Source organism: Pseudomonas sp. SMV71 (assembly GCF_052042015.1).
Lineage (GTDB): Bacteria > Pseudomonadota > Gammaproteobacteria > Pseudomonadales > Pseudomonadaceae > Aquipseudomonas.
This window is the reverse complement of record NZ_JBKGGU010000011.1, coordinates 107,095-119,428: the sequence shown is the minus strand read 5'-3', so window position 1 is coordinate 119,428 and position 12,334 is coordinate 107,095. Positions and strand designations below refer to the sequence as shown.

General features: G+C 63.0%; 15 protein-coding genes. 13 read left to right on the top strand and 2 right to left on the bottom strand.

Going from position 1 to position 12,334, the window contains the following annotated elements; translation table 11 throughout:
• Positions 1–43 precede the first annotated feature (43 nt).
• The 4 genes from ACLEJQ_RS13535 (at position 44) to ACLEJQ_RS13520 (ending at position 2,779) form a co-directional block, all read left to right on the top strand.
• Positions 44–835, top strand: coding sequence for a ParA family protein (locus ACLEJQ_RS13535; protein ID WP_440795716.1), 792 nt, complete (start codon positions 44–46; stop codon positions 833–835).
• Positions 836–954: 119 nt separating this feature from the next.
• Positions 955–1,827: a chemotaxis protein CheW gene (locus ACLEJQ_RS13530; protein WP_440795714.1), complete on the top strand. Its 873-nt coding sequence runs from the start codon at positions 955–957 to the stop codon at positions 1,825–1,827.
• A gap of 69 nt (positions 1,828–1,896) precedes the next feature.
• Positions 1,897–2,382: a chemotaxis protein CheW gene (locus tag ACLEJQ_RS13525; protein WP_003183968.1), complete on the top strand. Its 486-nt coding sequence runs from the start codon at positions 1,897–1,899 to the stop codon at positions 2,380–2,382.
• A 1-nt stretch (position 2,383) separates the two neighbouring features.
• Positions 2,384–2,779, top strand: a complete 396-nt coding sequence (locus ACLEJQ_RS13520) for a DUF2802 domain-containing protein (protein WP_053154987.1) — start codon at positions 2,384–2,386, stop codon at positions 2,777–2,779.
• A gap of 306 nt (positions 2,780–3,085) precedes the next feature.
• Here the strand turns inward: ACLEJQ_RS13520 and ACLEJQ_RS13515 are convergent, their stop codons facing one another.
• Both ACLEJQ_RS13515 and fliK read right to left on the bottom strand, forming a co-directional pair.
• Entirely contained in the window at positions 3,086–3,415 is a 330-nt protein-coding gene (locus tag ACLEJQ_RS13515) for an EscU/YscU/HrcU family type III secretion system export apparatus switch protein (protein WP_440795712.1), read from the bottom strand.
• Positions 3,412–4,983, bottom strand: a complete 1,572-nt coding sequence (fliK, locus tag ACLEJQ_RS13510; protein WP_440795710.1) for a flagellar hook-length control protein FliK — start codon at positions 4,981–4,983, stop codon at positions 3,412–3,414. The genes ACLEJQ_RS13515 and fliK overlap by 4 nt, the downstream gene beginning before the upstream one ends.
• A 374-nt stretch (positions 4,984–5,357) precedes the next feature.
• Here fliK and ccmA point away from each other — a divergent pair, with 374 nt between their 5' ends.
• The 9 genes from ccmA (at position 5,358) to ccmI (ending at position 12,323) form a co-directional block, all read left to right on the top strand.
• A complete protein-coding gene (ccmA, locus tag ACLEJQ_RS13505) occupies positions 5,358–5,993 on the top strand; it encodes a cytochrome c biogenesis heme-transporting ATPase CcmA (protein WP_440795708.1) in 636 nt (211 codons plus the stop codon).
• A complete protein-coding gene (ccmB, locus tag ACLEJQ_RS13500) occupies positions 5,990–6,658 on the top strand; it encodes a heme exporter protein CcmB (protein WP_440795706.1) in 669 nt (222 codons plus the stop codon). Before ccmA ends, ccmB begins: the two co-directional genes overlap by 4 nt.
• A gap of 94 nt (positions 6,659–6,752) precedes the next feature.
• On the top strand, positions 6,753–7,508 hold the full coding sequence (locus ACLEJQ_RS13495; protein WP_440795704.1) for a heme ABC transporter permease: 756 nt from the start codon (positions 6,753–6,755) through the stop codon (positions 7,506–7,508).
• Positions 7,505–7,681: a heme exporter protein CcmD gene (gene ccmD / locus ACLEJQ_RS13490; RefSeq protein ID WP_440795702.1), complete on the top strand. Its 177-nt coding sequence runs from the start codon at positions 7,505–7,507 to the stop codon at positions 7,679–7,681. Before ACLEJQ_RS13495 ends, ccmD begins: the two co-directional genes overlap by 4 nt.
• On the top strand, positions 7,678–8,133 hold the full coding sequence (gene ccmE / locus ACLEJQ_RS13485; RefSeq protein WP_440795700.1) for a cytochrome c maturation protein CcmE: 456 nt from the start codon (positions 7,678–7,680) through the stop codon (positions 8,131–8,133). Before ccmD ends, ccmE begins: the two co-directional genes overlap by 4 nt.
• A 3-nt stretch (positions 8,134–8,136) precedes the next feature.
• On the top strand, positions 8,137–10,125 hold the full coding sequence (locus ACLEJQ_RS13480) for a heme lyase CcmF/NrfE family subunit (RefSeq protein ID WP_440795698.1): 1,989 nt from the start codon (positions 8,137–8,139) through the stop codon (positions 10,123–10,125).
• Positions 10,122–10,658 carry a DsbE family thiol:disulfide interchange protein gene (locus tag ACLEJQ_RS13475; RefSeq protein WP_440795696.1) on the top strand — a complete coding sequence of 179 codons (537 nt, stop codon included), beginning with the start codon at positions 10,122–10,124 and terminating at the stop codon, positions 10,656–10,658. Before ACLEJQ_RS13480 ends, ACLEJQ_RS13475 begins: the two co-directional genes overlap by 4 nt.
• A complete protein-coding gene (locus ACLEJQ_RS13470) occupies positions 10,655–11,128 on the top strand; it encodes a cytochrome c-type biogenesis protein (protein ID WP_440795694.1) in 474 nt (157 codons plus the stop codon). Before ACLEJQ_RS13475 ends, ACLEJQ_RS13470 begins: the two co-directional genes overlap by 4 nt.
• Complete coding sequence (gene ccmI / locus ACLEJQ_RS13465; protein WP_440795692.1) at positions 11,121–12,323, top strand: c-type cytochrome biogenesis protein CcmI; 1,203 nt, start codon at positions 11,121–11,123, stop codon at positions 12,321–12,323. The genes ACLEJQ_RS13470 and ccmI overlap by 8 nt, the downstream gene beginning before the upstream one ends.
• Positions 12,324–12,334: the final 11 nt, after the last annotated feature.

The following is a 12,334-nucleotide window of genomic DNA, read 5'->3' as shown; positions in this document are numbered from 1 at the left end:
CATGTCTCGGTCGAGCCTGTTTCGGCCGGGAGGAACGATCCGAATGAGAGTCTGGGCAGTCGCCAATCAAAAAGGTGGTGTGGGCAAAACCACATCTTCCATCGCTTTAGCCGGGTTGCTGGCCGAGGCGGGCAAGCGCGTGGTCATCGTCGACCTGGACCCGCACGGCTCGATGACCAGCTACTTCGGCTACGACCCCGATAGCTTGGAGCACAGCAACTACGACCTGTTCCTGCACAAGGGCACGGTGCCCGAAGGATTGCCGGGTCAATTGCTGCTGTCCACCAGCGACGAGCGGATTTCCCTGTTGCCGTCGAGTACCGCCCTGGCAACCCTGGAGCGTCAGTCACCAGGGCAGGGTGGCCTGGGGCTGGTGATCGCCAAGACTCTGGCGCAGCTGTGGCAGGACTTCGATTACGCGATCATCGACAGCCCGCCGCTGCTGGGGCTGCTGATGGTCAATGCCTTGGCCGCCAGCCAGCAACTGGTCATCCCGGTGCAAACCGAACACCTGGCCGTCAAAGGGCTGGAACGCATGGTCAATACGCTGGAGATGGTCAACCGCTCGCGCAAGCAATCGCTGGCCTTCAACATCGTCCCGACCTTGTTCGACCGTCGGACCCAGGCGTCCCTGGGCACATTACGCGTATTGCGGGACATGTACCCGGATGACATCTGGCAAGGCTACATCCCTGTCGATACCCGATTGCGCGATGCCAGCCGCGCAGGCGTCACGCCTTCGCAGTTCGATGGCAAGAGCCGTGGCGTGCTGGCCTACCGCGCGCTGCTCAAGCATCTGCTGGCCCAGCAACTCGTTTCCCAGCAGGTGGCTTGATTGAACGCTCTTTTATTACACCCTTCGGCGGCGCCTGCCCATTGGGCGCTCGACCGTGTTGCAGCCTCAAGTCTCGTGGCAATCATGCCGATAACCTCTACATGCGGCGTACTGTTGCCATGAGCCGCCCGATAAAGACGACCTCGCGCCCGCAACTGGCCTTGCAGTCCTATCTGGACGGGCTGTTGCAGGAAGCGACCGAAGAAATGCCACCGCAGCCGAGCGTGGTCGAGGCGTTGCCCGACCCCGTCGAAGCCAGGGGCGAGCTGGATGATTTTCAGGCGGCCGTGCTCGAAGAGCAGGCCCGCGATGCACGGAACGCGGTGAAGGCCGCGGCGATAGAGGCACCGTTCAGCAAGCCGAAAGTGGCAGTGATCGACGCTCCCGCGCCGATCCTGGCGCCGGTGTCGACCGTTGCGCCGTTGCTGCAAGGCCTGGTGGCCCCGGTGGTGGAAGTTCACATGCCACCGAGCAACACGCCGCCACCGGTGCAGGAGGACGACCGTCCGGCCTGGGCTGGCGAGCCGTTCGAGTGCCTGTTGTTCGATGTGGCGGGCCTGACGCTCGCGGTGCCGCTGGTGTGCCTGGGCTCGATTTATTCCCTGGCCGGGCAGGAGTTGACGCCGTTGTTCGGCCAGCCGGACTGGTTCCTCGGGATCCTGCCGAGCCAGGCCGGCAACCTGAAGGTGCTGGATACGGCACGTTGGGTCATGCCGGACCGTTATCGCGATGATTTTCGCCAGGGCTTGCAGTATGTGATTTCGGTGCAAGGGTATGAGTGGGGATTGGCGGTGCATCAGGTCAGTCGCTCGCTGCGCCTGGACCCGAACGAGATCAAGTGGCGCAGCCACCGAGGGCAACGGCCATGGCTGGCCGGTACGGTGATCGAACACATGTGCGCCTTGCTGGACGTTTCCGAGCTGGCAGAGTTGATCGCCAGCGGCGGGGCAAAACACCTGGGCGGCGGCAAGCCGGTCCAGAAACCGAAATAACACAACCGTGACGCACCGCGTCATGGGACAGAACACACCGCCACAGGCGGTTTTTCGAGGGGTCAGGGTATGAATGATAAGGCGTCGTCTCTCAAGGGTTCCGAAGATCCGATCTTGCAATGGGTGACCTTCAAGCTCGACAACGAAACCTACGGTATCAACGTGATGCGCGTCCAGGAAGTGCTGCGCTATACCGAGATCGCTCCGGTACCGGGTGCGCCAAGCTATGTGCTGGGCATCATCAACCTGCGGGGTAACGTGGTCACGGTGATCGACACCCGCCAGCGTTTCGGCCTGAGCTCCACCGAGGTCAATGACAACACCCGCATCGTGATCATCGAGGCGGACAAGCAAGTGGTCGGTATCCTGGTCGACAGCGTCGCCGAAGTGGTTTACTTGCGTCAGTCGGAAATCGAAACCGCGCCTAACGTCGGTAACGAAGAGTCGGCCAAGTTCATCCAGGGTGTCTGCAATAAGAACAACGAGTTGCTGATCCTGGTCGAACTGGAAAAAATGATGAGCGAAGAAGAGTGGTCGGAACTGGAGAGTATCTGATTTGATTCTTGAGGTAGCAGTCATTGTCCTGTTCCTTTTCTGGGCAGGCACGCTGGCGATGTTCCTGGCGTACATACGTGGCCAGCGGCAGATCGCCGCTCAGCAGGCCCAGGGCGATGCGCTGCGCGACCAGCGCATCAAGGACCTGGCCAAGCGCGTCGACGATTACCAGAACGGCACCGTGCGCATGGGTGAAGCCATCCATGAGCTGCGTGCCGTGCTCGCGCCATTGCCGGACAAACTCGCCCAACTGGAACAGCGCGACCCCTCCAGCCTGTCCTTCGCCCAGGCCGCCCGCCTGGTCGGCATGGGCGCCAGCGTCGACGAACTGACCCAGGCCTGCGGTCTGACCCAGGCCGAAGCGGAGTTGATGAGCAAATTGCACAGAGGCGGCTGACCGCCTTCGCCCGGAATCCATGTGGGAGCGAGCCTGCTCGCGACAGCGGTGTGACAGTCAATAGCGATGTTGAACGTCCGGCCGCCATCGCGAGCAGGCTCGCTCCCACAGGTTTTTCTGGCGTTCGCCACAAGGACCGAAGTCGCCCCGATCTTCAGTGAACCGCAATCCCCGTGGCGAGGGAGCTCGCTCCCGCTGGGCTGCGCAGCGGCCCTAAGATCTTGCGGCTGCTGCGCACCCGAGCGGGAGCAAGCTCCCTCGCCACAGTTGGGTGCATACCGATGTTCAGCGCAACACCGGTACCACTCAATAATCGTCGCCGCGCTCGGTCACGTCTTTCTCGACATTCGGCGCGTCAGGATCATGGCCCTGGGGAAATTTGCCCTTGAGGTTCCAGGCGAATGCGATGATTTCGGCAATCGTGCGGTACAGCTCTTGGGGGATGCTGTCGCCCAGTTCCAGCCGTGCCAGGAGCTTCACCAGCTCGGCGTTTTCGTAGATCGGCACTTCGCTGTCCCGAGCGATCCGCAGGATTTCCTCCGCCAGGGCTTCGTCGCCCTTGGCCGTGAGGGTCGGGGCGTGCTGGCCGTCGTATTTGAGCGCGATGGCCTGGCGGGGTTCGGTGTGGGTTGTCATGCGGTTTCGTCCACCCAGCGTTGTTCGAGGCGAGTCTTGGGGCCCTGTGGCGGGGTGCCGAGATGGCAGTTCAGTTCGCCGACGTTCAGGCCGCAGGTCACCAGGCGCTCACGCAGCGCCGACAGGTGGCTTTCGATCAGGCTCGCGGTGTATGGCCGTTGCGCCCATAGCTGACTCGACAGCGTGCCGCTGAGCAGTTGTACCTGAACCTGCAACGGCCCCAGCGGTGCCATGTCGAAGGCCATCTCGACCCGCCACAGTTGCTGTTTCGTCTCACGCTCTTCGCGGCGCTGCTGAGGGTGATCCCGGGGAGTGGTTTCCTCGCGCTGGAACTTGAGCTGCAGCGGTACGATGTCCTGCAGGTTGCGCATCGGGACTTCCAATTGCCAGGTGCTCATCAACCGGCCATCGTCGGTCAGGCCGGTCTGTTCCAGGCTCGACAACTGATGACTTTGCAGTCGCGACACGGCCGCGGCGGCCAGGCGCAGTAGGTGCTCCAGATCGCCTTCCTGGTCCTGCTCTTTCAGCAGGCGCGAGGGTAACGGAAAGCTGGTGGGTTGTGGCTTGGCGCTGACCTGGCCGAGCATGCCCAGGGCACTGCGTACGAAGTTGGGCATGGCCTGGGCAAGTGTATTGGCCGCGATCACCGCACCAAGACTGGTGGAGGCGGGCAGGGCTGGAGTCAGTTGGGCAATCAGCTTCAGCAGGTCGCTCTTCATGTCCGGCGCCTGGCCAATGGGCTGTCCGGCGAGCAGTTTGCTTTCCAGGAACACTCCGCTGGCGGCGATGGCCTGGGCCAACCCCTTGGGCGAGCTCAGTTGCTGCACGTCCGGCAGGCCGGCCAGCAGGCGGGTCACTGCCGCACGCAGTTCAGTGCCGGTATCGTCGGTGGCCGGCAGGTTCTGCAGCATGGCGAGCAGGCTGTCCAGCGAGCCCTGGCGACTCACCTGGGTCACCAATTGCTGGCTCACCGCCAGTTGTTCCTGATGATTGCTCAGCGGTACGAACTTCAGTGTCTGGGCATCTTGCACCTGGGCGCTCAACAGCGTGCCGATACGCAGCGGCTGGGGGCTGTCGATATCCAGCGTGGCGCCAACTTGGGCGGTGTTGAGCAAGCTCACCAACGACCGATAAACAACCGGCTGCCCAGGCACTTGCGGCAGTGCCTGGCTGGTCAGTACCTTGCCTTGCAGCAGGGTGCCGACGGGCAATTGCGCGGTATCGATCCGAGTCAGGGTCGCAACCGTGGAGGCAACGACCTGTTGCACGGCAATCGCCAGGTTGCTCGGTGACGGCTGGGTCACGGCCAGGCTGGTGCCTTGGGGCAACGGTTGGGTGCTGGTAGCCTGCACCGTGGTCTGGCGGCCGCTGTCCAGGGTGACCTTGAGCAACAGCTGGAAAGTCTGGTCGGCCTGTTTGAGCGACAGCACTTCGGCCTGGGCGGTCTGGCCGGAACCTATCAGGCCCTCGGCGGGGGCCAGCAGTTTGAGCAGCTCGCCACTGATCACCGGCGTACGGGGCGCCGCCGTGGGCGGGGTGATCGGCAGGATGTTGATGTCGCCTGTCATCTGCGGTCTTACCTTGGAGAAAAATAAGCTCTCTTTAGACCTGGGGCCGACATGTATAATGCGGCCCGTCTTTCAGGGAGTGGCGAAAAACCTAGGCTGTGTACGAAATAGTTTGAAACGCTGGTTAGGCAAGGCAAAAACCGGCGAGGAACGGCCGGGGTCGCGCTCGACTTGACTGGTTGTCAATGAGCATTCCGATCGGACTCGCGCACGAGCCGGTTTTTAACGCCGCATAACCAAGTTTCAAGCTATTTCGTACATAGCCTAGCAATTGTTTGACGCAGCTCTGTAAAGCAGGCTGTCAATGCATCTATGCTGCACCACTTTAACGGCCGCTGCACCGCCGACTTGAACCGTATAAGGCCCGCGATCCCTTGACCAGTCCTCTCTTGCAAACCGTCGGCCTCGCCTGTGAGCGAGACTTGCGACTGCTTTTCGAGCATCTCGAATTGAGACTCTCGGCGGGCGATATGGTGCAGATCAGCGGTCCCAACGGCAGTGGCAAGACCAGCCTGTTGCGCCTGTTGGCTGGGCTGATGCAACCGACTGCGGGCCAGGTGTTGCTCAATGGCCGGCCCTTGCAGGCGCAACGCAGCGAACTGGCGCGCAACCTGCTCTGGATCGGCCACGCCGCCGGAATCAAGGATCTGCTGACCCCCGAAGAAAACCTCAGCTGGCTCTGTGCGCTGCACCGACCGGTCGGGCGCGAGGCGATCTGGCAGGCGTTGGCCACGGTAGGTCTGCGTGGCTTCGAAGATGTGCCGTGCCACACCCTGTCGGCCGGCCAGCAACGTCGCGTGGCCCTGGCCCGGCTGTATCTGGACAGCCCGCCGCTGTGGATCCTCGACGAACCCTTCACCGCCCTCGACAAGCAAGGTGTGGCGCAGCTTGAGGAGCATCTGGCCCGGCATTGCGAAAGCGGCGGCATGGTGTTGTTGACCACCCACCACACCCTGGCGCGGATGCCGTCCGGTTATCGCAACGTTGATCTGGGGAACTGGGCCGTATGAGTGTGTTCGGTTTGTTGCTGGCTCGCGAGGCGCGCCTGTTGTTCCGGCGTCCGGCCGAGCTGGCCAATCCGTTGGTGTTCTTCGCGATCGTCATTGCGCTGTTCCCCCTGGCGGTCGGCCCGGAGACTCAATTGTTGCAAACCTTGTCGCCGGGACTGGTCTGGGTGGCGGCACTTTTATCGGTCCTGCTCTCGCTGGACGGGCTTTTCCGCAGTGATTTCGAAGACGGTTCCCTGGAACAGTGGGTCCTTTCGCCGCACCCCCTGGCCCTTCTGGTTTTGGCCAAGGTGCTGGCACACTGGGTGTTTTCGGGATTGGCGCTGGTGCTGCTCTCGCCCCTGCTGGCGATGATGCTGGGACTGCCCGCCGCGTGCATGCCGGTGCTGCTGCTGTCGCTGTTGCTGGGCACGCCGGTGCTCAGCCTGCTCGGCGCGGTGGGCGCGGCGTTGACGGTGGGGCTCAAGCGTGGCGGCCTGCTGCTGGCCCTGTTGATCCTGCCGCTGTATATCCCGGTATTGATCCTCGGCAGTGGTGCCTTGCAAGCCGCATTGCAAGGTATGCCGGCAACCGGTTATCTGCTTTGGCTTGGGAGCCTGACCGCCCTGGCGATAACCCTGACACCCTTTGCAATAGCCGCTGGCCTGAAGATCAGCGTCGGCGAATAATAACGAGGCCTGGTCAAAAATTGACCACTTCCCAGGAAGTAAAGGCAGACCCGGCGGCTCGTGATGGCGAGCCGCGACCGTGATGGAAACAGCAATGAACTGGACCTGGTTTCATAAGCTCGGCTCACCCAAGTGGTTCTACGGCATCAGCGGCAAGCTGTTGCCCTGGTTGAGCATCGCCGCGGTGCTGCTGATTGGCTGCGGCGTCGTCTGGGGTCTGGCCTTCGCGCCGCCGGACTACCAGCAAGGCAACAGCTTTCGCATCATCTATATCCATGTACCCACCGCCATGCTGGCCCAGTCCGTCTATGTGATGCTGGCGGTGTGCGGCGTGGTCGGGCTGGTGTGGAAGATGAAACTGGCCGACGTCGCCCTGCAATGCGCCGCGCCCATCGGCGCCTGGATGACCGCCGTGGCGCTGGTCACCGGGGCCATCTGGGGCAAGCCGACCTGGGGTTCGTGGTGGGTCTGGGATGCCCGACTGACGTCGATGCTGATCCTGCTGTTCCTGTACTTCGGTCTTATTGCGCTGGGCAACGCCATCAGCAATCGTGACAGCGCCGCCAAGGCCTGCGCGGTGCTGGCGATTGTCGGGGTGATCAACATCCCGATCATCAAATACTCCGTGGAGTGGTGGAACACCCTGCACCAGGGCGCCACGTTCAAACTGACCGAGAAACCGGCGATGCCCGTTGAGATGTGGCTGCCGCTGCTGCTCACTGCATTGGGTTTCTACTGCTTCTTCGGTGCCGTGCTGTTGCTGCGCATGCGCCTGGAAGTACTCAAGCGTGAGTCCCGGGCCAGTTGGGTGAAGGCCGAAGTGCAGAACAGTCTGGAGGCCGCTCGATGAGTTTCGCTTCATTCGGCGATTTCCTCGCCATGGGCCATCATGGCCTGTATGTCTGGTCAGCCTACGGCATCTGCCTGGCGGTGCTGGCCCTCAACGTGGCGGCGCCGATCCTGGCCCGCAGGCGGTATCTGCAACAAGAGGCGCGTCGTCTGCGCCGGGAGAATGGCCAGTGAATCCGCTGCGCAAAAAACGTCTTGTCATCATTCTGGCGATCCTGGTGGGTGTTGGCGCCGCCGTCGGCCTGGCCCTGAGCGCCTTGCAGCAGAACATCAATCTGTTTTACACCCCGACACAGATCGCCAACGGCGAAGCGCCTAAGGACACGCGTATTCGCGCCGGCGGCATGGTGGAGGAAGGCTCGCTGGTGCGCTCCGGGGATTCCCTGGACGTGAAGTTCAATGTCACCGACTTCAACAAGAGCGTGACCATCACCTATCGCGGCATCCTGCCGGACCTGTTCCGCGAGGGGCAGGGTATCGTCGCCCTGGGCAGACTCAATGCCGACGGCGTGGTGGTGGCCGACGAAGTACTGGCCAAGCACGATGAAAAATACATGCCGCCGGAAGTGACCAAGGCCTTGAAAGACAGCGGCCAGTCGGCGCCCGCTCCCGTGAAGGAGGGTTGATCGATGACTGCCGGCATCTTTATTCCTGAGTTGGGTCATCTGGCGATGATCCTGGCCCTGTGCTTTGCCCTGGTGCAGGCGGTGGTGCCCCTGTTGGGCGCCTGGCGCGGCGACCGCCTGTGGATGAGCCTGGCCCAGCCGGCGGCGTGGGGGCAGTTCGCGTTCATGCTGTTCGCCTTCGGCTGCCTGACCTATGCCTTTATGGTCGATGATTTCTCAGTGGCCTATGTGGCCAGCAACTCCAACAGCGCCTTGCCCTGGTACTACAAGTTCAGCGCGGTGTGGGGCGCCCACGAAGGTTCGCTGCTGCTCTGGGCCTTGATCCTTGCTGGCTGGACCTTCGCGGTCTCGGTGTTTTCCCGGCAACTGCCCCAGGTGATGCTGGCCCGGGTACTGGCGGTGATGGGCCTGATCAGCACCGGTTTCCTGCTGTTTCTGATTGTCACCTCCAACCCGTTCGAACGCATCCTGCCCCAGATACCGGTGGACGGTCGCGACCTCAACCCGTTGCTGCAGGACATTGGCCTGATCGTTCACCCGCCGATGCTTTACATGGGGTATGTCGGTTTCTCGGTGGCGTTCGCCTTTGCGATTGCGGCATTGCTGGGTGGGCGTCTCGACGCCGCGTGGGCGCGCTGGTCCCGTCCGTGGACCATCGTCGCCTGGGCATTCCTCGGCATCGGTATCACCCTGGGCTCGTGGTGGGCCTATTACGAACTCGGCTGGGGCGGCTGGTGGTTCTGGGACCCGGTGGAAAACGCCTCGTTCATGCCCTGGCTGGTGGGCACCGCGCTGATTCACTCCCTGGCGGTCACGGAAAAGCGTGGCGTGTTCAAGAGCTGGACCGTGCTGCTGGCCATCGCCGCGTTTTCCCTGAGCCTGCTGGGAACGTTCCTGGTGCGTTCCGGGGTGTTGACGTCGGTGCATGCCTTCGCCTCTGACCCCGAGCGCGGCGTGTTCATCCTGATTTTCCTGCTGTTCGTGGTCGGAGGTTCGCTGACGTTGTTCGCCGTACGCGCACCGGTGGTGAAGAGCCAGGTCGGCTTCAACCTCTGGTCGCGGGAAACCCTGCTGCTGGGCAACAACCTGGTGCTGGTGGTGGCCGCGTCGATGATCCTGTTGGGAACCTTGTATCCGCTGGTGCTCGACGCCTTGTCCGGGGCCAAGCTGTCGGTCGGCCCGCCGTACTTCAACGCGCTGTTCATTCCGTTGATGGCGATCCTGATGGTGGTCATGGCCGTGGGCGTGCTGGTGCGCTGGCAAGACACCCCGCTCAAGTGGCTGATGGGCATGCTCACCCCGGTGTTGCTGGGCACCGCAGCGCTGGCCGTGGTGGCCGGCGTGGCCTATGGCGATTTCAACTGGGCGGTGCTGGCGACGTTCATGTTGGCGGCCTGGGTGTTGCTGGCGGGCGTGCGGGACATCTTCGACAAGACTCGGCACAAAGGCCTGATCAAAGGCCTGCCAACCCTGACCCGCAGCTATTGGGGCATGCAGATCGCCCACCTGGGCATCGCCGTCTGCGCCTTGGGCGTGGTGCTGTCCAGCCAGAACAGCGCCGAACGCGACCTGCGCCTGGCGCCGGGCGAATCCATGGACCTGGCCGGTTATCAGTTCGTGTTCGAGGGCGCCAGGCATTTTGAAGGTCCTAACTTCACCTCCGACAAAGGCACCGTGCGGGTGATTCGTGACGGCCGGGAAATCACGGTATTGCACCCGGAGAAACGCCTCTACACCGTGCAGAACTCGGTGATGACCGAAGCCGGGATCGACGCTGGTTTCACCCGCGATCTCTACGTGGCGCTGGGTGAATCCCTGGGCGACGGCGCGTGGGCGGTGCGGGTACACGTCAAGCCGTTCGTACGCTGGATCTGGTTTGGCGGCCTGCTCACCGGCCTGGGCGGCGCGTTGGCCGCGCTGGACCGACGTTACCGAGTCAAAGTGAAAACCCGGGTGCGTGAAGCCCTGGGCGTGACGGGAGCCACTGCATGAAACGTTGGTTGATGTTGTTGCCGCTGGCGCTGTTCCTGGTGATGGCGGTCTTTCTGTACCGCGGCCTGTACCTGAACCCGTCCGATTTGCCTTCGGCGATGATCGGCAAGCCATTTCCCGAGTTTTCCCTGCCCTCGGTGCAGGGCGACAAGACCCTCACCCGCGCCGATCTGCTGGGCAAGCCGGCGTTGGTCAACGTCTGGGGCACTTGGTGCATCTCTTGCCGGGTCGAGCATCCGGTGTTGAACAAACTGGCGCAGAATGGCGTGGTGATCTATGGCGTCAACTACAAGGACGTCAATGCCGATGCCTTGAAGTGGCTTGCCGAATTCCACAATCCCTATCAGCTGGACATCCGCGACGAAGACGGCTCCCTGGGCCTGAACCTGGGCGTCTACGGCGCGCCGGAAACCTTCTTCATCGATGCCAAGGGCATCATCCGTGACAAATTCGTCGGGGTGATCGACGAACAGGTCTGGCGCGAGAAACTCGCCGCCAAGTACCAGGCGCTGGTGGACGAGGCCAAGCCATGAAGCGCTGGCTAGCGGCTGCTGTCCTGGGCTTGAGCATGGTCGGTGTGGCCCATGCCGCCATCGACACTTACGAATTCGCCAACGACGGCGAGCGCGAACGGTTTCGCGAGCTGACCAAGGAACTGCGCTGCCCCAAGTGCCAGAACCAGGACATCGCCGATTCCAATGCACCGATTGCCGCCGACCTGCGCAAGGAAATTTTCCGCATGCTGGGCGAGGGCAAGGACAACCAGCAGATCATCGATTTCATGGTGGATCGCTACGGTGAGTTCGTGCGCTACAACCCCGCCTTGTCTTCCAAGACCGCACTGCTGTGGTTCGGCCCGGCCGGGCTGTTGCTCGGTGGTTTCGTGGCCATTGCGCTGATCGTGCGCCGGCGCCGGGTCCAGCGCACGGCTGCCCCGGACACGCTTTCTGTCGAAGAGCGCCAGCGCCTCGACCAACTGTTGGATAAAACCAAGCATGATTGATTTCTGGCTCGCCGCAGGTCTGCTTCTCCTGGTTGCCCTGAGTTTTCTATTGATCCCGGTACTGCGCGGTCGCCGCGCTCAGTTGGAGGAGGATCGCACCGCCCTCAACGTGGCGTTGTACCAGGAGCGAATCGCCCAATTGCAGGCCGAGCGGGAGGAGGGCGTGCTCAATGCCGCGCAACTGGACACCGGTCGCGCCGAAGCGGCCCGTGAGCTGTTGGCCGACACCGAAGGCGCCGAGGCGCCGCGTGAATCCCGCTTGGGCAAGCCGTTGCCGCTGCTCGCTGCGGTGTTGGTACCGGTGTTGGGCGTGGCGCTGTACCTGCATTTCGGTGCCAGCGACAAGGTCGAACTGACCCGCGAATTTGCACAGGCGCCACAATCGATGCAAGACATGACCCGGCGCCTGGAGCGTGCGGTGGCGGCGCAGCCGGACTCCGCCGAGGGCTTGTACTTCCTGGGCCGTACCTACATGGCCCAGGACCGGCCTGCGGATGCGGCGAGAATTTTCGAGCGTACCGTGGCGGTGGCCGGGCGCCAACCCGAGCTGCTGGGGCAATGGGCCCAGGCGCAATATTTCGCCGATGGCAAGAAATGGTCGGACAAAGTCCAGGCGCTGACGGACGAAGCGCTGAAGCTCGATCCCAAGGAAGTCACCAGCCTCGGCCTGCTGGGCATCGCTGCATTCGAAGGCGAGCGTTATCAGGAGGCAATCGATTACTGGAGCCGCCTGCTGGCGCAACTGCCGGAGGGTGACAAATCCCGCGAGGCGTTGCAGGGTGGCATCACTCGCGCCACCGAGAAGCTTGAGGCCAGCGGCGGCAAGGTTGCCCAGGCGCCAGCGGCCAAGGCCGCAGCACTGCTAAAGGTCCGTGTCGACCTGGCGCCGGCCCTCAAGGCCAAGGTCCAGCCGGGTGACAGCGTGTTCGTCTTCGCCCGCGCCGCTTCCGGCCCGCCGGCGCCGTTGGCGGCCAAACGCCTGACGGTGGCCGATCTGCCGGTGACGGTCGAGCTGGGCGACGCTGACGCAATGATGCCGCAACTGAAACTGTCGAACTTCCCCGAAGTCCAACTGGTGGCGCGCATCTCCCGGGCCGGCCAGCCGACCGCCGGTGAGTGGATCGGCCGCAGCCAACCCCTGGCGAGCAGCACCACCGCGCCGCAGCAACTGACCATCGACAGCCCGGACCAATAACAGGAAGCCCG

Coding starts and splice junctions, on each gene's coding strand:
- ACLEJQ_RS13535 (WP_440795716.1), top strand. CDS start 44: ATGAGAGTCTGGGCAGTCGCCAATCAAAAAGGTGGTGTGGGCAAAACC.
- ACLEJQ_RS13530 (WP_440795714.1), top strand. CDS start 955: ATGAGCCGCCCGATAAAGACGACCTCGCGCCCGCAACTGGCCTTGCAG.
- ACLEJQ_RS13525 (WP_003183968.1), top strand. CDS start 1,897: ATGAATGATAAGGCGTCGTCTCTCAAGGGTTCCGAAGATCCGATCTTG.
- ACLEJQ_RS13515 (WP_440795712.1), bottom strand. CDS start 3,415: ATGACAACCCACACCGAACCCCGCCAGGCCATCGCGCTCAAATACGAC.
- fliK (WP_440795710.1), bottom strand. CDS start 4,983: ATGACAGGCGACATCAACATCCTGCCGATCACCCCGCCCACGGCGGCG.
- ccmB (WP_440795706.1), top strand. CDS start 5,990: ATGAGTGTGTTCGGTTTGTTGCTGGCTCGCGAGGCGCGCCTGTTGTTC.
- ACLEJQ_RS13495 (WP_440795704.1), top strand. CDS start 6,753: ATGAACTGGACCTGGTTTCATAAGCTCGGCTCACCCAAGTGGTTCTAC.
- ccmD (WP_440795702.1), top strand. CDS start 7,505: ATGAGTTTCGCTTCATTCGGCGATTTCCTCGCCATGGGCCATCATGGC.
- ACLEJQ_RS13480 (WP_440795698.1), top strand. CDS start 8,137: ATGACTGCCGGCATCTTTATTCCTGAGTTGGGTCATCTGGCGATGATC.
- ACLEJQ_RS13475 (WP_440795696.1), top strand. CDS start 10,122: ATGAAACGTTGGTTGATGTTGTTGCCGCTGGCGCTGTTCCTGGTGATG.
- ACLEJQ_RS13470 (WP_440795694.1), top strand. CDS start 10,655: ATGAAGCGCTGGCTAGCGGCTGCTGTCCTGGGCTTGAGCATGGTCGGT.
- ccmI (WP_440795692.1), top strand. CDS start 11,121: ATGATTGATTTCTGGCTCGCCGCAGGTCTGCTTCTCCTGGTTGCCCTG.